This is a genomic window from Streptomyces sp. NPDC032126 (assembly GCF_055580085.1).
Genome location: NZ_JBVIMA010000002.1, coordinates 246715 through 268407, shown reverse-complemented (window position 1 = coordinate 268407; position 21693 = coordinate 246715). Strand labels below are relative to the sequence as shown.

Genomic DNA, 21693 nt, shown 5'->3' with positions numbered 1-21693 from the left:
CCCCCGGCGCAGCCGTCACGCGCGGCCCCTGGCGAAGCCTTCACGCGCGCGTGCCGAAGAGCCGACGTGCTGCGTCACGCGCGCGCGACAAAGAGCGGACGTGCTGCGGACGAGGTGCGTCAGTCCCGCTCGCAGACGAAGATCGCCGTGCCGGGGATGAGGCTGCCGCGCAGGGGTGACCAGCCGCCCCACTCGGCGGTGTTCCAGGCCGGCCACTCCGGCTCGACCAGATCGACCAGCCGGAAGCCCGAGGCCGCGATGTCGCGCACCCGGTCGCCGAGCGTGCGGTGGTGCTCGACGTACACCGCGGCACCCCGCTCGTCCTGCTCGACGTAGGGCGTGCGGTCGAAGTAGGAGGCAGACACCGACAGGCCCTCGGGCCCCGGCTCGTCAGGGAACGCCCAGCGGATCGGGTGCGTCACCGAGAAGACGAACCGGCCGCCCGGGCGCAGCACCCGCCGCACCTCGCGCAGCACCAGCCGCGGGTCCGCCACGAAGGGCAGTGCCCCGTACGCCGAGCACGCGAGGTCGAAGGAGGCGTCCGCGAAGGGCAGCGCACCCGCGTCCGCGCACACCAGCGGGAAGGACGCGCCGATGCGCAGCGCGTGCTGGAGCTGACGGTGGGAGAGGTCCAGGGCGACCGGGCGGGCGCCCTGCCCGGCGAGCCAGCGCGCGCATTGGGCCGCGCCGGCCCCGAGCTCCAGGACGTCCTTGCCCTTCAGCTCCTCGGGCGGCCCGAGGAGCTCGGCCTCGACCTCGTCCAGGCCCTCCGGACCCCAGACGAAGCGGTCGTCGCCGAGAAACGTGCCGTGCTCGATCTGGTACTCGTCCGCGTTGCGGTCCCACCAGCCCCGGTTGGCCCGGGAGCTCTCGGCGACGTCGGCGTCACGCCGCGTGGCCTCCGGCTCGGGTTCGGGGTCGGAACGGTACGCGGACGATACGGGCTCTTGGATGATCGGCTCCCTCGTCGTACTCTTCCGTCCAACCAACCCGTCCCGAGGGTGAAACCGAAGGGGCTCGCCACGCCCTGCGTGGCCTCGGGAGACAGGTTGTGTGCCGGGTATGCGGCGATCCGCCCCGGGTGTGCGCCTTCGCGCATTGACCCCGCCCGGCTGCCCCCGTATGCTACAAGTTGCGCTGCGGGCCTGCGCACCTCAGACGTAGCAGGCTGCGCTCGCATCTGTTGTATGTCCCCTCGGTTGTCGAGGCGTCACCGGGTTTTTCCTGGTGTGGCGCTTCCTAGGCTGTCCGGCTTCTTCAGAGCGATACGGGCTCCCGGCGTAGCAGTACCTACGACTCAATGTCCGTACCGGAGCCCTTTCCCACATGACGAGCAGCACCGAGACCACCGCCACCACCCCGCAGGTTGCGGTCAACGACATCGGTAACGAGGAAGCCTTCCTCGCCGCGATCGACGAGACGATCAAGTACTTCAACGACGGCGACATCGTCGACGGCGTCATCGTGAAGGTCGACCGGGACGAGGTCCTGCTCGACATCGGTTACAAGACCGAAGGTGTCATCCCGAGCCGCGAGCTCTCGATCAAGCACGACGTCGACCCCAACGAGGTCGTCGCCGTCGGTGACGAGATCGAAGCCCTTGTTCTCCAGAAGGAGGACAAGGAAGGCCGCCTGATCCTCTCGAAGAAGCGCGCCCAGTACGAGCGTGCCTGGGGCACCATCGAGAAGATCAAGGAAGAGGACGGCATCGTCACCGGTACCGTCATCGAGGTCGTCAAGGGTGGTCTCATCCTCGACATCGGCCTCCGTGGCTTCCTGCCGGCCTCCCTCGTCGAGATGCGCCGTGTCCGCGACCTCCAGCCCTACGTGGGCAAGGAGCTCGAGGCGAAGATCATCGAGCTGGACAAGAACCGCAACAACGTGGTCCTGTCCCGCCGTGCCTGGCTGGAGCAGACCCAGTCCGAGGTCCGCCAGACGTTCCTCACGACCCTCCAGAAGGGTCAGGTCCGCTCCGGTGTGGTCTCCTCGATCGTCAACTTCGGTGCCTTCGTGGACCTGGGTGGCGTCGACGGTCTGGTCCACGTCTCCGAGCTGTCCTGGAAGCACATCGACCACCCCTCCGAGGTCGTCGAGGTCGGCCAGGAGGTCACGGTCGAGGTCCTCGACGTCGACATGGACCGCGAGCGCGTCTCCCTGTCGCTGAAGGCGACCCAGGAGGACCCGTGGCAGCAGTTCGCCCGTACCCACCAGATCGGCCAGGTCGTCCCGGGTAAGGTCACGAAGCTGGTTCCGTTCGGTGCGTTCGTCCGCGTGGACGAGGGCATCGAGGGTCTGGTCCACATCTCCGAGCTGGCCGAGCGCCACGTGGAGATCCCGGAGCAGGTCGTCCAGGTCAACGACGAGATCTTCGTCAAGGTCATCGACATCGACCTCGAGCGTCGTCGCATCAGCCTCTCGCTGAAGCAGGCCAACGAGTCCTTCGGTGCCGACCCGGCCTCGGTCGAGTTCGACCCGACTCTGTACGGCATGGCCGCGTCCTACGACGACCAGGGCAACTACATCTACCCCGAGGGCTTCGACCCCGAGACCAACGACTGGCTCGAGGGCTACGAGAAGCAGCGCGAGGAGTGGGAGCGCCAGTACGCCGAGGCGCAGACCCGCTTCGAGCAGCACCAGCAGCAGGTCATCAAGAGCCGCGAGGCCGACGCTGCCGCTGCCGCCGAGGGCGGCGACGCCGCCGGTGCGGCTCCGGCCGCGGGTGGCGGTTCGTACTCCTCCGAGGGGGCGGACACCTCCGGTGCGCTGGCCTCTGACGAGGCGCTTGCCGCGCTCCGTGAGAAGCTCGCCGGTGGCCAGAGCTGAACGCTGCCGCTGAGGCTTAGCCGTTAATTGATGGGCCGTACCTTTCGAGGTGCGGCCCATCAGTGTTTTCTGCTTGTTCTTCGGCTTTCCGCCGGTGGGGGCTGGTCGCGCAGTTCCCCGCCCCCCTGAGGGAGTTGGCGTCGCCGGGAGTCTCCAGTCCGCGGGAATGCTCGTGCCCCGCGCCTCGTTGTCGCTTATGAACACGAGGAGGAGCGGTCACAGTGCTTGATCCGCAGGGTTTGTACGCATGGGAGCCGAAGGGCCTGGCCGTCGTCGACATGGCGCTGGCGCAGGAGTCGGCCGGACTTGTCATGCTCTACCACTTCGACGGATACATCGACGCGGGCGAGACCGGCGAGCAGATCGTCGACCGGCTCCTCGACGCGTTGCCGAACCAGGTCGTCGCCCGCTTCGACCACGACCGGCTGGTCGACTACCGTGCTCGCCGCCCGCTGCTCACCTTCCGGCGCGACCGCTGGGCGGAGTACGAGGAGCCGGCGATCGAGGTGCGCCTCGTGCAGGACACCACCGGCGCGCCCTTCCTGCTGCTGTCCGGCCCCGAGCCGGACGTGGAGTGGGAGCGCTTCGCCGCCGCCGTCCGGCAGATCGTGGAACGGCTCGGCGTGCGCCTGTCGGTGAACTTCCACGGCATCCCCATGGGCGTCCCGCACACGCGCCCTGTCGGCCTCACCCCGCACGGCAACCGCACCGACCTGATCCCCGGCCACCGCAGCCCGTTCGACGAGGCCCAGGTGCCCGGCAGCGCCGAGTCGCTCGTCGAGTACCGCCTCATGGAGGCCGGACACGACGTCCTGGGCGTCGCCGCGCACGTGCCGCACTACATCGCCCGCTCCCCGTACCCGGACGCGGCCCTGACCGTCCTTGAGGCCATCACGGCCGCCACCGGTCTCGTCCTGCCGGGTGTCGCGCACGCGCTGCGCACCGAGGCGCACCGCACGCAGACGGAGATCGACCGCCAGATCCGCGAGGGCGACGAGGAACTGACGTCCCTCGTCGAGGGCCTTGAGCACCAGTACGACGCCGTCGCGGGCGCCGAGACCCGCGGCAACATGCTCGCCGAACCGCTGGACATTCCATCGGCGGACGAGATCGGTCAGGAGTTCGAGCGCTTCCTGGCGGAGCGGGAGGGGGAGAACTGACACCGTGCGGACGGCTGATCACGGGCAGGCCCTAAGCTTCCGCTCATGCTGAAAGTGGGCCTGACCGGTGGTATCGGCGCCGGCAAGAGCGAGGTGTCGCGGCTGCTCGTCGAGTGCGGGGCCGTGCTGATCGACGCGGACCGGATCGCGCGCCAGGTCGTGGAGCCCGGCACGCCCGGTCTCGCCGCCGTCGTCGACGCCTTCGGCGAGGGCATCCTCGCGCCGGACGGCAGCCTGAACCGACCCGCACTCGGGTCGATCGTCTTCGCCGACCCCGAGAAGCTCGCCGTGCTCAACGCGATCATGCACCCCCTGGTCGGCGCCCGCTCCCGCGCCCTGGAGGAGGCCGCCCCCGAGGACGCCGTCGTCGTCCACGACGTCCCGCTGCTCACCGAGAACGGCCTCGCGCCGCTCTACGACGTCGTCATCGTCGTCGACGCCGCCCCGGAGACCCAGCTCGACCGGCTGGTCCGGCTGCGTGGCATGACCGAGGAGGACGCACGCGCGCGGATGGCCGCCCAGGCGTCGCGCGAGGAGCGCCGCAAGATCGCCGACATCGTGATCGACAACGACGTACCGCTGGCCGACCTGGAGCGGCGCGTGCGGGACGTCTGGGCCGAGCTGGCCCGCCGGGCGGGTGCGCCGAAGGGACAGGGGGAGGCCCTGCCGGAGGAATAGACATGCGTCCCCCGGGCGTTGAACCGGTGCAGCGAGGGAAGGACTTTTCCGTGCCCGAAACCAGCGGTTCGACCGGACGTTCTCCGGAGACGCACGTCATCGACTTCCGTGCCGCGGAGCAACTGCTCGCCGCACGGGACCCGCGGGGCGCGGTGAAGCTGCTCGACGGTGTCATCGCCGCACACCCCGAGAACACCGCCGCCCGGCTGCTGCGCGCGCGTGCGTTCTTCGCGGCCGCTCAACTACGGCCCGCCGAGCTGGAGTTCACCATCGTGCTGGAGCGCGAGCCGGACAACGCCTTCGCCCACTTCGCACTCGCCCGCACCTACCAGCGGCAGGGGCGCGACGACCAGGCCAAGCGCCACTTCCGGCTGGCCGCGGCGCTGGACCCCAACCCGGAGTACCTCAAGGCGGCGCGCTTCGAGAGCTGACACGGTCAGCGGGGGTGCTGATCCGGCGGGCGGTACGGCGGGACGTCCGGGCCCGGTTGATAGTGCGGGCCCTGCCGGATGTGCCGGAGCACTCTGCTCAGGTCCACCATGACCACCAGCCACAGCGCCCCGCACGCGGCCGCCCACCCGAGCCGCCCGACCAGCAGGAACGCGACCGTGCCGAAGGTCGCCCAGGCCAGCCCCCACAGACACAGCCATAGGCGTACCCGCAGCACACTGCGCGCGGTCGTCGGCTCACTGCCCGTACGCATCGGCACACACCACTCTCCCTTGAAACGTACTCTTCGCGACGCGCGATCTCCAAAGGCGGGCGGCTCCGCCGGGCGGAGGGCCGTCGCGTTGTAGTCGAACGAGGGGCTGTCGCTCGAACGGGTGAACTGGGGCGGGGTGGGAACGGCCTTGCGGGGACGGGCCGTTGGACGGGCATGAGGCTGAACATGCGAGAGGGATATCAGGGCACGGGTCCCGGTCCGATCACCCCCGACGGCTGTGCGGTGGAGCTGTATGCCCGGCTGCCCGTGGGGGAGGAGCCGGAGATCATCGCCGCGGCCGTGCCCGAGGGCGCGCACATCCTGGAGCTGGGCAGCGGCGTGGGCCGCGTGACCCACGCGTTGCTGGAGCGCGGGTTCCGGGTCACGGCGGTGGACGAGTCCGCTCAGATGCTGGAGCGGGTGCGCGGGGCACGCACGATATGCGGCCCGATCGAGGACCTCGACCTCGCCGGTGAGACCTTCGACGTGGTGATGCTCGCGTCGTTCCTGGTGCACGCCGGCGATGCGGAGGTGCGGCGGGGCCTGCTGCGGACCTGCGCGCGGCATGTCGCGGAGGGCGGGTGTGTACTGATCCAGCGGGAGGGCGAGGACTACCACGCGAAGGTGCCGCGGGAGCGGGTCGACCCGAGCGGCTTCACGGTCCGGATCCTGTCGGCGGAGCCGGTCGAGGACGGAGTGCGCTCGGTGCGAGCGGAGTATGTGTTCCCGGACGCGACCTGGACCCAGACGTTCCTGTCGCGCCCCCTGAGCAAGGAGCAGTTCGAGGAGGCGTTGGGGGAGGCGGGCCTGAGAGTGGACCGGTATCTGACGGAGGACCGGACGTGGGTGCGGGCGGTACCGGCGGAGGGCGGTGAGGCGAGAAGTTTCGTCGGCGGGCGATGAGTTGGGGAGGTCGGGTCGGTCTATCTCTGTGACAGCACGACGGACCGCTTCCCCGAGGAGACCTCATGTCCGAGACCACCGCCACCGCCTCGACCGGTGCCGCCACGGCCACCGCCTCGACCGGCACCGGCACGCGCACCCGCACGGGGACCCGCACCGGCGTCGCCGCCCGCGCCGTCATCGCCGAGTCCGCGACCGCGAAGGGCCGCCGTGCCCGGATCGCCCTCCGTGGCCTGCAGATCATGCTCGCTCTCTTCTACGGGATCGCCAGCGCGCTGCCGAAGCTGATCGCCCACCCGACGGCGGTCGAGGCGTTCGACAAGCTGGGCTGGGGCAGCGCCGGTATGTACGTCATCGGAGCGCTCGAACTGGCCGGAGCGGTGGCCCTGTTGGTGCCGCTGCTGCAGTCAGTGGCGGCGCTGGCGCTGAGCGGCCTGATGGTGGGCGCGTTCGTCGTCCAGACCACGGTCTTCGACGGGGAGAACGCGGCGACCCCGCTGATCCTGCTGGTGCCGCTCCTGCTGATCGCCTGGGCGCGACGCGAGCGGAACGCCGAGCTGATCCGGTGGGTGCGGCGGGCGGCATGATCCGGGGATCCCGCCCGCCCCCTACGCGCCTGCTCGCCCTACGCGCCTGCTCGCCCTCCACGTCGTCCGCCACCCTGGCGGCCGTCACCGCGGCGTCCCTCGCCGGATCGGCCGGCGCTGTGGCGGTCGTCGTCGGGCTGGACGGGGTTCCGGCGGTTCGTGCCGGAGCTGCCCAGGCCCGCGGGGCCGATCGGGCTGGGCGGGCCGCCGAGGGTGCCGAAGCCGGTGACGTCGCGGAGGCGTTCCATCTCGCGGCGGTCCCGTTTGGTGGGGCGGCCCGTGCCACGGTCGCGGACACCGGCGGGGGCGAAGGCCTCGCGGGGCGGCGGCGGGGGACTGTTGTCGACATAGCACTGGGCGGCCACGGGGGCGCCGACCCGCTTGCGGAGCAGGCGGGTGACGACGACGACCCGCTCGCGGCCCTCCTGCCGGACCCGCACCTCGTCGCCGACGCGGACGGAATGCGCGGGCTTGACCCGCTCGCCGTTCACCCGCACATGCCCGCCCCGGCACGCGGTGGCGCCCTGGGAGCGGGTCTTGACCAGCCGTACGGACCAGATCCAGCTGTCGACACGCACGGACTCGCCGGCGGCGGGACCGGCGGCCTCGGCCGCGGCGACCGCGGCGGCGATCTTCGGGTCCGCCGGCTCGCCGGTGCCGTCCGCCGGTTCCCTCGCCTCCGTCGGCCTCGACGTCCCGGCCGTGCCCGGATCGCCCACCGTCCCCGCCGTGCCCGTGGGCTCCGCCGGCTCGTGGGCCGCGTCCTCAGAAACCATGTATCCGACCTTAGCCGCCCGGGTGGGACCGGCCGGAAGGGTTTTCGTGGCGCTCTACGGTGGAGGCATGGACATCAGCGGGCCCGGTGGGCTGGCCGGTCTCGACGAGCGGATCGCCGGGTGCCGGGCCTGTCCCCGGCTGGTCGCATGGCGGGAGGAGGTGGCCCGGACCAAGCGGGCCGCGTTCACGGACTGGACGTACTGGGGGCGCCCGGTGCCCGGTTTCGGGCCGGACGACGCCCGGCTGCTGATCGTAGGGCTCGCACCGGCCGCGCACGGCGGGAACCGCACGGGACGGATGTTCACCGGCGACCGCTCCGGTGACGTGCTGTACCGGGCTCTGTACGACGTGGGGCTGGCCTCGCAGTCGGAGTCCTCGGCCGTGGACGACGGGCTGCGGCTGCGCGGTGTGCGGATCACCGCGCCCGTGCACTGCGCGCCGCCCGCCAACAGGCCCACGCCACGGGAGCGGGACACGTGCCGGCCGTGGCTCGTGCAGGAACTGCGGCTGCTGCGGCCCACGCTGCGGGCCGTGGTCGTGCTGGGCGCGTTCGGCTGGCAGGCCGCGCTGCCGGCGTTCGCGGCGGCCGGCTGGAGCGTGCCCCGTCCGCGCCCCGCCTTCGCGCACGGCGCCCGCGTCCCCCTGGACGGCCCCGACGGCACCCTGGACCTCTTCGGTTGCTTCCACGTCAGCCAGCGCAACACCTTCACCGGTCGGCTCACCCCCGAGATGCTGCGCGAGGTCCTGCGGGCGGCGGCACGGAGGGCGGGACTGCCGTAAATCGACGCGACGACCGCGTCGTAGGGACGTTACGGTGCCCGGATGGGCCTGTATGCGGAGATCGAACCGTACGACCACGGCATGCTCGATGTCGGGGACGGCAACCAGGTCCACTGGGAGACCTGTGGCAATCCGCGCGGCAAGCCGGCGCTGGTGCTGCACGGGGGACCGGGGTCCGGCAGCACGCCGTACTTCCGGCGGCTGTTCGACCCGGACGCGTACCGGATCGTGCTGCTCGACCAGCGGGGCAGCGGGCGGTCGACACCGTCGGCGAGCGCGTTCAGCACGGACATGAGCGTCAACACCACCGCCCATCTCCTGGCCGATCTGGAGCTGCTGCGACGGCATCTCGGGATCGGCCGATGGCTGGTGTGGGGCGTGTCGTGGGGGTCGGTGCTCGGACTGCGGTACGCGCAGACGCACCCGGGGGCGGTGAGCGAGCTGGTGCTGACCGGGGTCGCGACCGGCTCCGACGCCGAGGTCGAGCTGCTGACCCGGGGGCTGGGGAAGATCTTCCCGGAGGCGTTCGAGCGGTTCCTCGACGGGCTGCCGGAGGGGGAGCGGGGCGGCAATCTCGCCGCCGCGTACGGCCGGCTGCTCGCCTCGCCCGATCTCGTGGTGCGGGAACGGGCCGCGCTGGCGTGGACCGACTGGGAGACCGCGACGATCCCCGCTCCGCCGCGCTCCGTCCCGCGCTTTCAGGACCCGGTGTTCCGCTACGGCTTCGCCCGGACGGTCACGCACTACTTCGGCAACGGCCACTTCCTCGGCGAGGAAGGCGGCGACGGGGCCGGCGCGGAGGGCGTCGTCCTGCGCGACGCCCCGCTGCTGAAGGGGATCCCCGGCACGCTCGTCCAGGGCAGCCTCGACTTCGGCAACCTCCTCGGCACCGTCTGGCGCCTCCATCACGCCTGGCCCGACAGCGAGTTGATCCTGGTGGACGAGGCGGGGCACGACGCCGGGGCGCCGGGCGTGGCGGACGCGATCGTGGCGGCGACCGACGCGTACGCCCGGCGCTGAGGGAACCGGCCGCGACGGGGGGCGGTCCACTGGTGTCGGTCGGACGACGCGTGCCGCGGGATCGGCCCGGCGATCTAGGGCAACTGTTCTTCGGGCAGGTCGCCGAAGAGGTGCCGGACCGTCGAGCGGTAGTTGGCCCGGACGTGACGCAGGGCGTGCGCGCGGGCGCGCTCGGGGTCGCCGGACGCGATCGCCTCGTACAACTCGCGGTGCTCGGTGAGGAGTTGGGGCCACTCCTCGTTCTGCCGGGTGAGCCAGCGCAGCCGGCCGTCGACCGGCTCCATGACCGAGATCAGCAGAGTGTTGCCGGCCAGGGCGAGGATGCGGTCGTGGAAGCGCGTGTTGATGTCCGTGATCGCCTCGGCCTCACCCGCCTTCGTCGCCGTCGCCGCGTGGTCGAGCAGCTCCCGCAGCTCCGCCAGCGCTTCGGGGGTCGCCCGTGCCGCGGCCAGTCCCGCCGCGTACACCTCCAACGCCTCGCGCAGCTCGAAGAGTTCCTTGACGTCGGTCGGGGTGAGGCGCCGTACGACCGTGCGGCGCGCGGACTCGAAGAGGACGAAACCCTCGGCGACCAGGGCCCGGATCGCCTCCCGGACGGGCACGCGCGAGACCCCGAACCGGTCGGCCAGCTCCCGCTCGACCAACCGGTCCCCGGGGCGCAGCCGTCCGGCGATGATGTCCTGCCGCAGCTGCGCCAGCACGCGTTCGCGGACCGCCCCGAGGGGTTCGATCGTCGTCATGAGGTCATCTTCGCCGATGCGAGAGGTCTTTTACGGAGCCGTAACGGGACGGACATCGGTCGGGACGCTTGACGGCGAGACCATGACGGCAGTTTGGTATACCAAACGACCGGTTGTAGTCCTCCTCCGTCCCCAGCCCCGCCGCTCAGGGAGGCCCCGTGTCCCTCGCCGACCGCGCCACAGCCACCGGCGCCCCAGCGTTCGTCCCCGACCCCCGCCTCACCAACGAAGACCTCGCCCCCGCGAACCAGCGCAACTGGAAGGTCTTCGACCTCTTCGCGATGTGGATGTCCGACGTCCACAACCTCGGCAACTACACGTTCGCCGCGGGCCTGCTGGTCCTCGGCATGAACGTATGGCAGGTCTTCACCTCCCTGCTCGTCGGCTTCGTGCTCATCTACATCGGCATGAACTGGATGGGCCGGATCGGCCAGCGCCACGGCGTGCCCTTCCCGGTCGTCAGCCGCATCAGTTTCGGCGTGTGGGGCGCGAACATCCCCGCGCTGATCAGGGCGGTCATCGCCATCATGTGGTACGGCATCCAGACCTACCTCGCCTCGGTCGCCGTCAATGTGATGCTGCTGGCGGCCTGGCCGGGCCTGGAGTCCTGGACCCACCACTCCTTCCTGGGGCTCGACGCGCTCGGCTGGACCTCCTTCGTCTCCCTCTGGCTGATCCAGGCGCTGATCATCAGCCAGGGCATGGAATCCGTACGGAAGTTCCAGGACTTCTGCGGCCCCGCGATCTGGCTGGTGATGATCGCGCTGGCCGTGTGGGTGCTGGCCAAGGCCCACTGGACGATCTCCCTCACCACCACCCCGCACCCCGTCTCCGTCGGCGAGCAGTGGCGGCAGTGGTTCGGCGCGATCGGCCTGATCCTCGCCACCTACGGCACCCTGATGCTCAACTTCTGCGACTTCTCCCGCTTCGCACCGGACTACCGGACCGTCCGGCGGGGCAACTTCTGGGGCCTGCCCATCAACTCGACGGCGTTCGTGGTCGTCTCCGTCATCGTCACGGCCGGCTCGCTGGAGGCCTTCGGCGAGGCCATCACCGACCCGGCCGAGCTCGTCGCCAAGGTCGGCAACACCTGGGTCCTGGTCGTGGCCGCGCTGACCTTCGCCGTCGCCACCATGGGCGTCAACATCGTGGCCAACTTCGTCTCCCCGGCGTACGACCTGGCCAACGTCTGGCCGCAGAAGATCAGCTTCAAGGTCGGCGGCATGATCAGCACGGTCGCCGCGCTGGTGGTCACGCCGTGGAACCTCTTCTCCAACCCCACGGTCGTCAACTACTTCCTCGGCGGCCTGGGCGCCTTCCTCGGCCCGCTGTTCGGCGTGATCATGGTCGACTACCACCTGATCAAGCGCGGCCGGGTCGACGTCGACGAGCTGTTCTCCGCCGCACCCGGCTCCCGCTACTACTACCGCAAGGGCGTCAACCCGAAGGCGCTGGCGGCGTTCCTGCCGGCGGCGGGGGTCGCGGCGGTGCTGGCGCTGGTGAAGACGTTCAGCGATGTGGCGCCCTACTCGTGGTTCATCGGCACGGCACTGGCGGCGGGCCTCTATCTGCTGCTGTGCCGCGGCGAGCGCGCCGAGTCCGCGACCGTCCCCGCCACCGCCGCCGGCCAGGAGGTCTGACGGACGTGCGGATCGTCGTCACCAACTGCAACACCACGCAGGAGATGACCGAGGAGATCGTACGAGGTGCCCGGGCCGCCGCAGGCCCGGGCACCACCGTGCTCGGACTCACCCCCGCGTGGGGACCCGAGTCGGCGGAGGGCTGGCTCGACAGCTATCTCTCGGCCGCGGCCGTCATCGACGCCCTGCGCACCTACGATGGCCCGGCCTACGACGCGGTGGTCATGGCCGGTTTCGGGGAGCACGGCAGAGAAGGCGTCCGGGAACTGGTGGACGCACCGGTCGTCGACATCACCGAGGCCGCCGCCCATCTCGCCTGTCTGCTCGGCCGGCGCTATGGCGTGATCACCACCCTGGAGCGGTCCTGCGGCCAGATCGAGGACAGCCTCGAACTGGCCGGGGTGGGCCGCAACTGCGTGGCCGTGGTCGGCACGGGACTGGGTGTCCTCGACCTGGGTGACACGGAGCGCACGGAGTCGGCCTTCCTCACGGCCGCCGAGCGGGTACGGGAGGCGGGCGCCGAGGTGCTGGTCCTGGGGTGCGCCGGCATGACGGGACTCCAGCGGGCGGTGGCGGAGAAGCTCGGGGTACCGGTGGTCGACGGCGTCGGGGCGGCGGTGAAACTAGCGGAGGGCCTGGTCGGCCTGGGCCTGCGCACGAGCCGCGCGGGAAGCTACGCACTCCCCCTGGAGAAGGGGAGGACGTGGGGGAGAGGGTGAGGGACGGAGAGCCCACCCCCTACGGTCGCCACACGTATCGCACATCCGGCTCCCCCTCCTCGTTGCCGCTGCCGTCGGTCCGTTCGGCGGCGGTGAAGCCGTGGCGCTCGTAGAAGCGGTGGGCGGGCTCGTTGACCTGGAAGGTCCAGAGGGAGAGCCCTTGCGGGCTGCGCTCCTTGGCCAGCTCGACGAAGCGGTCGCCGATGCCACGGCCCCGCCAGTCGGGGGCGAGGTAGAGCTGGGACAGCGAGTCGCCCTCCAGCACCATCAGCCCCACGACCTCACCGGTGGCCGGGACGGCGGCGAGCCAGGTCTCGTGCTGCGGTATGAGGACATGGCGGAAGTACGCGTGCACCTCGTCGTCGGTGTGCGGCCGGACGACCGCCGGCAGGGCGGCGGCGAAGGAGCGCAGATAGACGTCGGTGACGGCGGCGGCGTCGTCGGTCGTGGCCCGGCGCAGGGTGACGGCCGGTTCGTCGGGGACGACCGCCGTGGCCGTGATCTCCACCAACTGCCCGGTGTATCCGAGACACGCGACCCCGATGAGGGTCGAGGAGTGCGGTCCCACGCTGAGTCCGGACGCCTCCACCACGTCCCACACGGCGGACAGCACGGCGGTCTCACCGCTCACCACATACACATCGGTGGCGATGACATGAGCCAAGTCGCTTCCGACCGCCCGCAGTTGCTCGGTGAGATTGGCGATCACCCGCTCGGCCTGCCGCACGGGATCCCCCGCACCGATCAGCTTCCCGTCGGCGTCGAGCGGCACCGACCCGGCGAGAAAGGCGAGTCTGGTCCCGGCCTCGACGACGGAGGCGTGGGAGTAGACGGGCGGCGGGAACAGCCCGGGGACGGTGACGCGCCGGATCAAGGGGACTCCTGGGGTGGACGGCCGACAACCTGCCGATCATCGGCCGCGGGGGTCGCGGCCGCATCCGAATTTCGGGGGCGGGGCACGCCCGGGCGCACCGGACCCGACCCCCCTCCCGCCAACTGCCGTTCGCACTCCGCCGCGAGATCCGGGTACGCCTCGGCGATGGCCGCGTACACGCGCCGCCGCAACAGCGACTCCGCGGCGGCCCGCCCCGTACTCCCCCGCAGCCCGGCCAGCAGCCCGTCGTAACGGGTGAGCCGCTGGCGCAGATAGTCGACCTTCCACCGATCGAGCGCGCCGGTCTCGCCGCCCGTGATGGTGTCGCCGTCCGCGCTAGTGTCGCCCCCCGCGCCGGTCCCGCCGTGTTCAGCGGCCAGCGCCCTGAGCCGGTCCGGAGTCAGCCGGGGCACGTCGATCGGCTCCGCCGCGATCCGCACCAGCACCTCCCGCCGCCTGCGCAGCGCGGCCGCCTTCGCCGCCGCCGACCGCCGGGCCGCGGCCGCCGCGACGGACCTGAACTCCTCCCTCTGCTCGGCGGCCTCGACCCGCTCCACGCGATACATCCGGATCCTCGGCCCCGCGCGGAAGGCCGGATTGTCGAGCAGCAAATCGGGCTCACCGAGCAGCCGCCGCACCATCCCGGCCGTCCAGCCACGGGCCCGCAGCCCCGCCGTGGACAGATGCCGCCGCTCCCTGTCGTGCTCCGTCATCGATGATTCCCCCGTCGTCCCACCTCGTCGTAACACTGAGTGACGACTTCATTGATAACGCGGACCACTGACAACGCGACCGACGGCCCGGCGAGGCGGCGGCCGACGACGCGACGAAGCGGCCGCCCGACGCACTCCGCGGCACGCCGAAATCCCCTGGAAGCCCAGCTCACAGCTCCGTACGCTGCCCCCATGCCATCCTCCTCCGACGCGGACTTCCTCACCGTCACCACCGACCGCCTCGCCTCCCTCCCCACCGTGCGGGCCGTCACGCTCGGCGGTTCGCGGGCGCAGGGGACGCATCGGCCCGACAGCGACTGGGATCTCGCCGTCTACTACCGCGGCCCCTTCGCCCCCGCCGATCTGCGCGCCCTCGGCTGGGAGGGCGAGGTCTCCGAAGTCGGCGGCTGGGGCGGCGGTGTCTTCAACGGGGGTGCCTGGCTCACCATCGACGGACGCCGCGTGGACGTGCACTACCGGGACCTCGACGTCGTGGAGCACGAGCTCGCCGAGGCCGAGCAGGGCCGCTTCCGCGTCGAGCCGCTCCTCTTCCATCTCGCCGGGATCCCCAGCTACCTCGTCGTCGCCGAGCTGGCCATCAACCAGGTGCTCAGCGGTGAGTTGCCCCGGCCGGACGGCTATCCGGCGGCTCTGCGGCACAGCGCCCGCGAGCGTTGGTACGGGACCGCCCGCGCGACTCTCTCGTACGCCCTCGCCCACCACGCTCCCGCCGGCCGCCGCACCGAGGCCGCCGGTGCCCTCGCCGTCGCCGCCACCCAGGCCGGGCACGCCGCCCTCGCCGCACGCGGGGAATGGGTGACCAATGAGAAGCGGCTGCTGGAGCGCGCCGGTCTGCGGGACGTCGAGGAGATCACCGCGGCCGTCGGACAGGGCGAGGACATCGCCGACGCGCTGGGACGCGCCCTCACCCTCTTCGAGGACGCGGTGGACGCCGTCCGCGCGGTGCCGTCATGACGGGCAACCGGCATTGCGTTCATAAAGAACGCTGATTCCGCGCCCCTTGTCACACTCGCGAAACGCGAAAGCCTCCTCACCTCCAAGATCGCCCCCTAGCGTGGACACCATCCCGCCCGGCCACCGTCGCCCGAAGGCACACCCCACCGCCCTCGTCCCGACTGGAGCTCCGTGTCCCGCGTCGCCCTCGCCCTGCCGCCCTGGCTCGCCCACGCCTTGCGCACCCAGCGCGGGCCCGTGCCCTGGAGCGCGGTCGGCAGGGGAGCGCTCGCCGGGGGGCCGCTCCTATTGCTGGCCCTGGCCCTGGGGCACACGTCCCTCGGTGTCGTCGCCGCCATCGCCGCCATGCTCGCCGGCATCAACGACCGGCCCGGCAGCCGACGCGCCTCCGTCCGCAGGCTGGGGGCGCCCGCGCTCGCCGGCGCGGTGGGGCTGCTCGTCGGGACGTACGCCGGAGACCTGCTCGGCGGTGTCGCGCTCACGCTGCTGCTCACGGTCCTCGGGCTGCTCGCCGGCGGTATCAGCGCCGTCGGGCCCGTCGCCTCGGGCGCCGGAACCCAGTTGCTCGTCGCGAGTGCGATCGGCGCCGGGATGCCCCTGCCGGACAGCGCGGGGGCGCGCGCCCTCGCCTATCTCGCCGGGGCCGCCTGGCTGCTCGCGCTGCGCCTGCTGCTGCCCACCCCCGGCTCCCTCGCCGGCGACTTCCGGTTCGACGGGGAGCGCGCGGCGGTCGCCGACGTCTACGACGCCGTAGCCGCCCTCCTCGACGCGGTCGCCACGGACGCCGCCACCGCCCGCCGCGCCGCCCTCACCGCCGCGCTCGACCACGCCCAGGACGCCCTGACCGGCCCCCGTCTGCGCCGCCGGGCCGCTTCCTCGGCCGAACGGCGACTGCACGCCCAGTACGCCGCCGCCCTTCCCCTCGCCGAAGCGGCGACCGCCCTCGCCTGGGCCGGGGAGGCCGTACCCGAACGGGCCTCCGAAGGACCCCGTCGCCTCGCCACCGCCGTACGCGACAACGCGCCCACCGGACCGCTGCCCGCGCCTTCCCGCTCCGCGCCGGGACTGCGCGCCCTCGACGACGCCCTGCTGCACGCCGCCGACGCCTTCGACCAGGGGCGAGAGGGCGGCCGGCTGCACCATCGGCGCCGGTCGGCCGGGGAGCTGCTGCGCACCGCCTGCGGGCCCGGCGGGCGGGAGTACGGCTTCCGGGTCGCCCTCTCCTTCGGCGCCGCCGTCGCCATCGCCCAGGCGCTGCATCACTCCCACTGGTACGGGCAGCACGAACACTGGTACTGGCTGCCCGCCACCGCCGTCTTCCTCGTCAAGCCCGACCTCGGACCGCTGGTCTCCCGCGTGCTGTGCCGGGCCGCCGGAACCGTCCTCGGGGCGCTGGTCTTCGCCGCCTTCGCCGCCGTACTGCCCCGGCCCGAGGGGCTCGTCGCGCTCGTCGCCGTCAGCGGGGCCCTGATACCCGTCGCGACCCGGCACTTCGCCGCGCAGACCGCCGTCGTCACCGTCCTCGTGCTCGCGCTGGTGATGATCGGGGGCGAGTCCCAGGCGTCCGCCGGGCGCATCGGGGAGACCCTGCTGGCCTGCGTGATCGTGCTGGTCGTAGGGCATCTGCCGATGCCCGGCGAGCGCGGGGGCCAGGTGCGGGCGCGGCTCGCCGCCGCCGGAGCCGCCGCGCACACCTATCTCGCGCACGTCCTCGCCGGATCCGACGACCGCGCCGCCCGCTGGACCCTGCGGCGCGAGGCGTACCGGACGCTCGCCGAGGCCCGTACGGCGATCGCGCTCGCCGCCGCGGAACTGCCCGCGGTCGCGCGGCACACCGAGGGGACGGACGAGGTCGCCGCGCTGCTCGAAAGGCTCGTCGACACGACCACCGCGTGTGCGGTGCAGCTCGACGACACGGGCCGGCTGACGGCGAGCCTCAGCGAGCGGCTCGGGGAGCTCCTCGACGCGCTCGCCGAGCACCGGGACGCGTCGTCCGCGGGCCCCTGGGGGCTTCTCGCGCCCCCGCCGCCGGGCCGCGCGCCGACAGCGCCCCACGCCCTTTCGGGCCGTGACGCCGGGGCCGTACGTTGAGGGGATGAGGCCTTCCCGTTCCGCCGATCTCCTCATCACCGGTTGCACCGTGCTCACCCACGACGAACAGGAGCGGATCGGCTTCCGCGAGGACGTCGCCATCGTCGTCCGGGGCGGGATCGTCGACGCCGTCACGCCCGTGGGCGACGCCGTCGACCTCGTGCCCGCCGAGCACATCGACGCCCGTGGCCAGGTCGCTCTGCCGGGCCTCGTCAACTGCCATACCCACGCGCCGATGGTCGCCCTGCGCGGTCTCGCGGAGGATCTGCCCACCGAGGAGTGGTTCAACGACGTCGTGTGGCCGGTGGAGTCCAACCTCACCGAGAAGGACGTCGAGTTGGGCGCCCGGCTCGCCTGCGCCGAGATGATCCGCGCCGGGGTCACCTGCTTCGCCGACCACTACTTCGCAATGGACGCGGTGGCGGCGGTCGTGGCGGAGTGCGGACTGCGGGCGCATCTGGGGCAGGTGTACTTCTCCTCGCAGGGGCCCCAGGGGCGCGAGGAGTCCCTGGAGTTCGCGCTACGGCACCGGGGCGGCGCCGGCGGCCGCATCACCACCGCCCTCGCGCCCCACGCCCCGTACACGGTCACCGACGAGGACCTCGCCGCCACCGCCGAACTCGCCCGCGTCCACGGCCTCCCCGTCCATCTGCACGCCGCCGAGAACCGCGACCAGGCCGACGTCGCTCTCACCCGGCACGGCGTCACCCCCATCGAGGTCCTGGAACGCACCGGAATCCTCGACACCGACGTCCTGATCGCCCACGGCACCGGCATCCTGGAGCGCGACCTGCCCGTTCTCGCACGCGCGCGTGGTCGTACGGCCGTGGCGAGCGCCCCGCGCGGATACCTCAAGTTCGCCTGGCCCACCACCACGCCCGTGCGCGCGCTGCGCCGGATCGGCATCCCCGTCGGCCTCGCCACCGACGGCGCCGCCTCCAACAACTCCCTCGACGTGTGGGAGTCGATGGCGCTCACCGCCCTCGTCCAGAAGTCCACCACCGGCGACCCCCGCTGGCTGACGTCCCGCCAGGCCCTGCATCACGCCACGCTGCAGAGCGCCCGGGCCGTCGGGCTCGGCGACAGCGTCGGCAGCATCGTCCCGGGCCGGCGCGCCGACCTGATCCTGGTCGACCTGACCGGTCCGCACACCCAGCCCGTCCACGACCTCGCCGCGACCCTGGTGCACAGCGCCCGCTCCTCCGACGTCCGCACCACGATCGTCGACGGCCGCGTGCTGATGCGCGACCGCGAGCTGCTGACCATCGACGTGCGGGACGTCGTACGGGAGCTGGGGGAGCGCATGCCCGCGCTGCTCGACCGGAGCCATGGGCGACGCGTCCAGGAGTACGACACCTGAGCGCACGCATTCCGGCGCGGAGCGTATCGCTTCTGTTCGTACGGTGACCGGATTCTCACACTCCGCGGTGAACGAGTGTCAACTACGTCTCAGTCCCGTCACCGGGCGAGGGTTTCACCCGTTGGAAGGCGTTAACTCCTACAAGTACGACGCTTTCTGGAGGTGCGAGATGGTGAACGGGCGAACCGTGCTCGAACGCTTTCCCGCCGGTGGCCCGCGGGGATCATGGCCCGCGGAGGAGTTCGCGCACGCGCGACGCATGGAAGGGCTGCCGGCGGAGGTCGTGATGGACCTCGCCACGGACACGTTCCTGGTGATCGTCCGCGGCGACGGTGGCGGCGCCGGGTGACGTGCCCGTGACGGCGGCCGGGGCGATCCGCGACACGCGGAGCGCTACGCGGTGACCGGGCGTGACCAGGTGGGCGTCGCGCCCGTGACGCGGCACAGCGCCAGATAGAGGGGGATCGGCGGCGTATAGGGGAGGGTGCCGTCCGGGCGGTGGATGAGGCCGGGGGAGGTCGGCAGGTCCGGGAGGACCGCGCCCGTGGCATAGCGGGCGGGGGCCGGCCACTCCAGGGCATAGTCGGAGTCGGACGGGACCAGCCACCACCAGTGCGCCTCGTCGGCGTAGACACAGCCCACGCGCGGCAGACGGGGCAGGACCAGCGGTCCGAACCGGGCCGGTACGGCGACGGCGTCACAGCCGAGCGGGGCTGTCATGCCGTCGGGCACGGCGAGGCGGCGGGGAGTAGCGGGGCCGGACAGCTCGCGCTGGACGCGGACGAGCGTGTCGAGGCTGAGCGCCGGGCCGCGACCGGGGGCGGCCGTCATCCCCGGCCCCGCTCTCGGCCGCGTCCGAGCGGCGGCACGCCCAGGGCGTGGGGACGGGGGTGCGAGGCCCAGGGGGCGCGATCGGCGTCCGGGCCGGTGGGGCGGGGGGAGCGGGAGTCGAGCGGGTGGTGCTTCGCGAGGGCGGCGTCGAGCGGGTGGTGCTTGGGGCTGTCCACGTGGTGCTTCGAGCGGTCCAGGAGATGGGTGGGACCGTCGTGGTCCACTCGTATGTCTGTGCTTGCGGTACCGGTGTCCGTGCCTGCGGTACCGGCCGGGGCGTGCGGCTGGCGGGCCGGGTCGTGCGCCTGGTGGGCCGGGGCTTCCTCCTTGCCCGCGTGGTCGGACGACTCCCGCTTCGGGCGGGCGCCCCAGCCGAGGTCGTCGCGCGGCTCGGCCGCACCGCGGGTGAGGTCCGCCCAGACCAGCAGGCCGGCGCCGTGCTCCTGGGCACCCCAGGCGTGACAGAGCGCGTCGACGAGCAGCAGTCCCCGCCCGTGCTCCTCCTCGGGGCGCTGAGGAGACGGATGGGGCTCGTCGGGCGAGCAGCCCTCGTCGTGCACGGCTATGCGGACGAGGTCGTCGCCGTCGTGCAGCTCGCATACGACGACACCGCTCGCGGTGTGCACGATCGCGTTGGTGACCAGCTCGGAGATGACCAGAGCGGCCGTGTCGCAGGTGTCCTCGCACACCGACCAGCCGGTCAGCCGGGCCCGGGCGAGGCGTCTTGCCTGCGCGGGGGAGCCCGGGTGTGCGGCCAGTTCGAAACGGAACCGGCGCTCGGCTGCGGCCTGGTCAGGACCTGCGTCTGTTCCTAAGGGTGCGGACGGAATCACGCTTGCCACTATCTCCCCGCCGTGAACACTTGGCAAGTGTCACTCTGAAAAATGCAGAGTGCTGTGTGACGCGGTGGGCCCCCGTGGCACACTGCTCGCAACAGCATGTCGAGCGGCGCCAGTTGGGATCGCCGGGGATCCGTACGGACTCGTACCGATCTTCGAACGGGTCTTCGCATGGCGCCGTAGGGCTGTCAGGGATTCTTTTCGGGGCTCTTCGTGGAGGTGGAGCGTGAGCGAACCGCGGTCCGCGCCGACCGTGGGACAGGTCGTGCTCGGCCGACGCCTCCTCGACCTGCGCGAACGCGCGGGACTCAAGCGCGAGGAGGCCGCCCGCATCCTCCGCGTCGCGCCCGCCACCGTGCGCCGCATGGAGATGGCCGAGGTCGCCCTCAAGATCCCGTACCTCCAGCTGCTGCTGAAGGCCTACGGCGTCACCGACGAGGAGGCCGAGGGCTTCGTCCAGCTCGCCGAGGAGGCCAACAGGCCCGGCTGGTGGCAGCGCTTCCACGACGTCCTGCCCGGCTGGTTCTCCATGCACGTCAGCCTGGAGGGCGCGGCCTCCATGATCCGCCAGTACGAGCCGCACTTCGTCCCCGGCCTGCTCCAGACCGAGGACTACGCGCGCGGGGTGCTGCGGTCCGGAGCCATCGGCCAGACGCGGCCCGAGGACATCGAACGCCTCGTCGACCTGCGCATGCAACGCCAGGATCTGCTCACCCGTCAGGACGCGCCGCGGCTGTGGGTCGTCATGGACGAGACGCTGCTGCGCCGCCCGGTGGGCGGCCCGGAGGTGATGCGCGCGCAGATCGACAAACTCCTCGACATCACGAAGCTGCCCAACGTGACCCTGCAGATCGCCCCGTTCGCCAACGGGCCGCACCCGGGCACGTACGGGCCCTTCGTGCTGTTCCGATTCGCCATGCCGGAGCTTCCGGACATGGTCTACAGCGAGTACCTGACCGGCGCCGTCTACCTCGACGCGCGCACCGAGGTGGCGACCCACCTGGAGGTCATGGACCGCATGGCGGCGCAGGCCGCTACGGCACATCGCACGAAGGAGATCCTCCGGGATCTCCGCAAGGAGCTGTGAATGGATCGCATCAAGCCGCTCAAACGGGTCTACAACGGCATGCCCGCACGCGACTTGGGCAGCGAAGGCTGGCACAAGCCGTGGAGCGGCGGCAACGGCGGGAACTGCCTGGAGGCGATGAAGCTCGCCGACGGCCGGATCGCCGTCCGCCAGTCCACCGACCCGGACGGTCCGGCGCTGATCTACACCACCGACGAGATGACCGCCTTCATCGAGGGGGCCAAGGCGGGGGAGGCGGACTTCCTGCTCTCATGACGTGACCGCCTTGCCTGTCACTCCCGCCTTGCCTGTCTCTCGCTCGACTTCCTTAATTTGGTGCTGAATCCACGTCTCGTCGCCTCTTGAGAGGAGGCCGTTCTCCCGGTCTCGGAGAAGCGGTTTCTTGGAGAAGCC

Annotated in this window: 23 protein-coding genes and 2 pseudogenes; 16 read left to right on the top strand and 9 right to left on the bottom strand. The window is 71.9% G+C overall.

Translation table 11 applies throughout. From position 1 onward, the window contains the following. Nucleotides 1-119: 119 nt before the first annotated feature. A complete protein-coding gene (locus ACZ5NW_RS09745) occupies nucleotides 120-956 on the bottom strand; it encodes a class I SAM-dependent methyltransferase (protein WP_468743860.1) in 837 nt (278 codons plus the stop codon). Between the two features lie 370 nt (nucleotides 957-1326). Here ACZ5NW_RS09745 and rpsA point away from each other — a divergent pair, with 370 nt between their 5' ends. The 4 genes from rpsA (at nucleotide 1327) to ACZ5NW_RS09725 (ending at nucleotide 5092) form a co-directional block, all read left to right on the top strand. Continuing rightward, complete coding sequence (gene rpsA, locus ACZ5NW_RS09740) at nucleotides 1327-2823, top strand: 30S ribosomal protein S1 (protein ID WP_031166273.1); 1497 nt, start codon at nucleotides 1327-1329, stop codon at nucleotides 2821-2823. A gap of 221 nt (nucleotides 2824-3044) precedes the next feature. Next, the gene (locus ACZ5NW_RS09735; protein ID WP_468743256.1) at nucleotides 3045-3983 is read left to right on the top strand and encodes a PAC2 family protein; all 939 of its coding nucleotides are present in this window, start codon (nucleotides 3045-3047) and stop codon (nucleotides 3981-3983) included. 45 nt (nucleotides 3984-4028) lie between these two features. Then, nucleotides 4029-4661 (top strand): dephospho-CoA kinase, encoded by a 633-nt coding sequence (gene coaE, locus ACZ5NW_RS09730; RefSeq protein ID WP_468743255.1) that lies wholly within the window; start codon nucleotides 4029-4031, stop codon nucleotides 4659-4661. 50 nt (nucleotides 4662-4711) lie between these two features. Next, nucleotides 4712-5092 carry a tetratricopeptide repeat protein gene (locus ACZ5NW_RS09725; protein ID WP_468743254.1) on the top strand — a complete coding sequence of 127 codons (381 nt, stop codon included), beginning with the start codon at nucleotides 4712-4714 and terminating at the stop codon, nucleotides 5090-5092. Nucleotides 5093-5097: 5 nt separating this feature from the next. On the opposite strand, the gene ACZ5NW_RS09720 is transcribed toward ACZ5NW_RS09725, so the two are convergent. Further along, nucleotides 5098-5364 carry a DUF6343 family protein gene (locus ACZ5NW_RS09720; protein ID WP_468743859.1) on the bottom strand — a complete coding sequence of 89 codons (267 nt, stop codon included), beginning with the start codon at nucleotides 5362-5364 and terminating at the stop codon, nucleotides 5098-5100. A 186-nt stretch (nucleotides 5365-5550) separates the two neighbouring features. Here ACZ5NW_RS09720 and ACZ5NW_RS09715 point away from each other — a divergent pair, with 186 nt between their 5' ends. Further along, a complete protein-coding gene (locus tag ACZ5NW_RS09715) occupies nucleotides 5551-6267 on the top strand; it encodes a class I SAM-dependent methyltransferase (protein WP_468743253.1) in 717 nt (238 codons plus the stop codon). Nucleotides 6268-6332: 65 nt separating this feature from the next. Beyond that, nucleotides 6333-6854 carry a DoxX family protein gene (locus ACZ5NW_RS09710; RefSeq protein ID WP_468743252.1) on the top strand — a complete coding sequence of 174 codons (522 nt, stop codon included), beginning with the start codon at nucleotides 6333-6335 and terminating at the stop codon, nucleotides 6852-6854. A gap of 38 nt (nucleotides 6855-6892) precedes the next feature. Here ACZ5NW_RS09710 and ACZ5NW_RS09705 read toward each other — a convergent pair whose 3' ends face one another. After that, entirely contained in the window at nucleotides 6893-7630 is a 738-nt protein-coding gene (locus ACZ5NW_RS09705) for an RNA-binding S4 domain-containing protein (protein ID WP_468743251.1), read from the bottom strand. Between the two features lie 67 nt (nucleotides 7631-7697). Here ACZ5NW_RS09705 and ACZ5NW_RS09700 point away from each other — a divergent pair, with 67 nt between their 5' ends. Further along, entirely contained in the window at nucleotides 7698-8411 is a 714-nt protein-coding gene (locus ACZ5NW_RS09700) for a uracil-DNA glycosylase (protein WP_468743250.1), read from the top strand. A gap of 42 nt (nucleotides 8412-8453) precedes the next feature. Beyond that, nucleotides 8454-9431 (top strand): prolyl aminopeptidase, encoded by a 978-nt coding sequence (gene pip, locus ACZ5NW_RS09695; protein WP_468743249.1) that lies wholly within the window; start codon nucleotides 8454-8456, stop codon nucleotides 9429-9431. Nucleotides 9432-9505: 74 nt separating this feature from the next. On the opposite strand, the gene ACZ5NW_RS09690 is transcribed toward pip, so the two are convergent. Continuing rightward, a complete protein-coding gene (locus ACZ5NW_RS09690; RefSeq protein WP_468743248.1) occupies nucleotides 9506-10171 on the bottom strand; it encodes a GntR family transcriptional regulator in 666 nt (221 codons plus the stop codon). 158 nt (nucleotides 10172-10329) lie between these two features. On the opposite strand from ACZ5NW_RS09690, the gene ACZ5NW_RS09685 reads away from it, so the two are divergent. Continuing rightward, on the top strand, nucleotides 10330-11811 hold the full coding sequence (locus tag ACZ5NW_RS09685; RefSeq protein WP_468743247.1) for an NCS1 family nucleobase:cation symporter-1: 1482 nt from the start codon (nucleotides 10330-10332) through the stop codon (nucleotides 11809-11811). A gap of 5 nt (nucleotides 11812-11816) precedes the next feature. Next, on the top strand, nucleotides 11817-12530 hold the full coding sequence (locus tag ACZ5NW_RS09680; RefSeq protein WP_468743246.1) for an aspartate/glutamate racemase family protein: 714 nt from the start codon (nucleotides 11817-11819) through the stop codon (nucleotides 12528-12530). 19 nt (nucleotides 12531-12549) lie between these two features. On the opposite strand, the gene ACZ5NW_RS09675 is transcribed toward ACZ5NW_RS09680, so the two are convergent. The 3 genes and pseudogenes from ACZ5NW_RS09675 to ACZ5NW_RS09665 all read right to left on the bottom strand — a co-directional run bounded on the left by ACZ5NW_RS09675 (nucleotide 12550) and on the right by ACZ5NW_RS09665 (nucleotide 14117). Next, nucleotides 12550-13032, bottom strand: coding sequence for a GNAT family N-acetyltransferase (locus ACZ5NW_RS09675; protein WP_468743858.1), 483 nt, complete (start codon nucleotides 13030-13032; stop codon nucleotides 12550-12552). Nucleotides 13033-13071: 39 nt separating this feature from the next. Continuing rightward, nucleotides 13072-13302 (bottom strand): annotated as a pseudogene (locus tag ACZ5NW_RS09670) (Rid family hydrolase); the annotation flags it as partial. A gap of 98 nt (nucleotides 13303-13400) precedes the next feature. Beyond that, on the bottom strand, nucleotides 13401-14117 hold the full coding sequence (locus tag ACZ5NW_RS09665) for a hypothetical protein (RefSeq protein ID WP_468743245.1): 717 nt from the start codon (nucleotides 14115-14117) through the stop codon (nucleotides 13401-13403). A gap of 192 nt (nucleotides 14118-14309) precedes the next feature. Between ACZ5NW_RS09665 and ACZ5NW_RS09660 the strand changes: the two genes are divergently transcribed. The 4 genes from ACZ5NW_RS09660 to ACZ5NW_RS09645 all read left to right on the top strand — a co-directional run bounded on the left by ACZ5NW_RS09660 (nucleotide 14310) and on the right by ACZ5NW_RS09645 (nucleotide 18892). Next, complete coding sequence (locus ACZ5NW_RS09660) at nucleotides 14310-15092, top strand: nucleotidyltransferase domain-containing protein (protein ID WP_468743244.1); 783 nt, start codon at nucleotides 14310-14312, stop codon at nucleotides 15090-15092. 171 nt (nucleotides 15093-15263) lie between these two features. Continuing rightward, nucleotides 15264-17183: an FUSC family protein gene (locus ACZ5NW_RS09655; RefSeq protein ID WP_468743243.1), complete on the top strand. Its 1920-nt coding sequence runs from the start codon at nucleotides 15264-15266 to the stop codon at nucleotides 17181-17183. Nucleotides 17184-17187: 4 nt separating this feature from the next. Further along, nucleotides 17188-18543: an amidohydrolase gene (locus ACZ5NW_RS09650; RefSeq protein ID WP_468743242.1), complete on the top strand. Its 1356-nt coding sequence runs from the start codon at nucleotides 17188-17190 to the stop codon at nucleotides 18541-18543. Nucleotides 18544-18712: 169 nt separating this feature from the next. After that, nucleotides 18713-18892, top strand: a complete 180-nt coding sequence (locus ACZ5NW_RS09645; protein WP_468743241.1) for a hypothetical protein — start codon at nucleotides 18713-18715, stop codon at nucleotides 18890-18892. A 44-nt stretch (nucleotides 18893-18936) separates the two neighbouring features. Here ACZ5NW_RS09645 and ACZ5NW_RS09640 read toward each other — a convergent pair whose 3' ends face one another. Then, entirely contained in the window at nucleotides 18937-19374 is a 438-nt protein-coding gene (locus ACZ5NW_RS09640) for a hypothetical protein (protein ID WP_468743240.1), read from the bottom strand. A gap of 263 nt (nucleotides 19375-19637) precedes the next feature. After that, a pseudogene (locus tag ACZ5NW_RS09635) lies at nucleotides 19638-20243 on the bottom strand (ATP-binding protein); the annotation flags it as partial. 196 nt (nucleotides 20244-20439) lie between these two features. On the opposite strand from ACZ5NW_RS09635, the gene ACZ5NW_RS09630 reads away from it, so the two are divergent. Next, nucleotides 20440-21300, top strand: a complete 861-nt coding sequence (locus ACZ5NW_RS09630) for a helix-turn-helix domain-containing protein (RefSeq protein ID WP_468743239.1) — start codon at nucleotides 20440-20442, stop codon at nucleotides 21298-21300. Then, on the top strand, nucleotides 21301-21555 hold the full coding sequence (locus ACZ5NW_RS09625) for a DUF397 domain-containing protein (RefSeq protein WP_468743238.1): 255 nt from the start codon (nucleotides 21301-21303) through the stop codon (nucleotides 21553-21555). The last annotated feature ends 138 nt before the right edge of the window (nucleotides 21556-21693 follow it).

Excerpts from the sequence above, each read along its gene's own strand:
- rpsA (WP_031166273.1), top strand. The coding sequence starts at position 1,327 with ATGACGAGCAGCACCGAGACCACCGCCACCACCCCGCAGGTTGCGGTC.
- coaE (WP_468743255.1), top strand. The coding sequence starts at position 4,029 with ATGCTGAAAGTGGGCCTGACCGGTGGTATCGGCGCCGGCAAGAGCGAG.
- ACZ5NW_RS09720 (WP_468743859.1), bottom strand. The coding sequence starts at position 5,364 with ATGCGTACGGGCAGTGAGCCGACGACCGCGCGCAGTGTGCTGCGGGTA.
- ACZ5NW_RS09715 (WP_468743253.1), top strand. The coding sequence starts at position 5,551 with ATGCGAGAGGGATATCAGGGCACGGGTCCCGGTCCGATCACCCCCGAC.
- ACZ5NW_RS09710 (WP_468743252.1), top strand. The coding sequence starts at position 6,333 with ATGTCCGAGACCACCGCCACCGCCTCGACCGGTGCCGCCACGGCCACC.
- ACZ5NW_RS09705 (WP_468743251.1), bottom strand. The coding sequence starts at position 7,630 with ATGGTTTCTGAGGACGCGGCCCACGAGCCGGCGGAGCCCACGGGCACG.
- ACZ5NW_RS09700 (WP_468743250.1), top strand. The coding sequence starts at position 7,698 with ATGGACATCAGCGGGCCCGGTGGGCTGGCCGGTCTCGACGAGCGGATC.
- pip (WP_468743249.1), top strand. The coding sequence starts at position 8,454 with ATGGGCCTGTATGCGGAGATCGAACCGTACGACCACGGCATGCTCGAT.
- ACZ5NW_RS09690 (WP_468743248.1), bottom strand. The coding sequence starts at position 10,171 with ATGACGACGATCGAACCCCTCGGGGCGGTCCGCGAACGCGTGCTGGCG.
- ACZ5NW_RS09665 (WP_468743245.1), bottom strand. The coding sequence starts at position 14,117 with ATGACGGAGCACGACAGGGAGCGGCGGCATCTGTCCACGGCGGGGCTG.
- ACZ5NW_RS09660 (WP_468743244.1), top strand. The coding sequence starts at position 14,310 with ATGCCATCCTCCTCCGACGCGGACTTCCTCACCGTCACCACCGACCGC.
- ACZ5NW_RS09650 (WP_468743242.1), top strand. The coding sequence starts at position 17,188 with ATGAGGCCTTCCCGTTCCGCCGATCTCCTCATCACCGGTTGCACCGTG.
- ACZ5NW_RS09645 (WP_468743241.1), top strand. The coding sequence starts at position 18,713 with ATGGTGAACGGGCGAACCGTGCTCGAACGCTTTCCCGCCGGTGGCCCG.
- ACZ5NW_RS09640 (WP_468743240.1), bottom strand. The coding sequence starts at position 19,374 with ATGACGGCCGCCCCCGGTCGCGGCCCGGCGCTCAGCCTCGACACGCTC.
- ACZ5NW_RS09625 (WP_468743238.1), top strand. The coding sequence starts at position 21,301 with ATGGATCGCATCAAGCCGCTCAAACGGGTCTACAACGGCATGCCCGCA.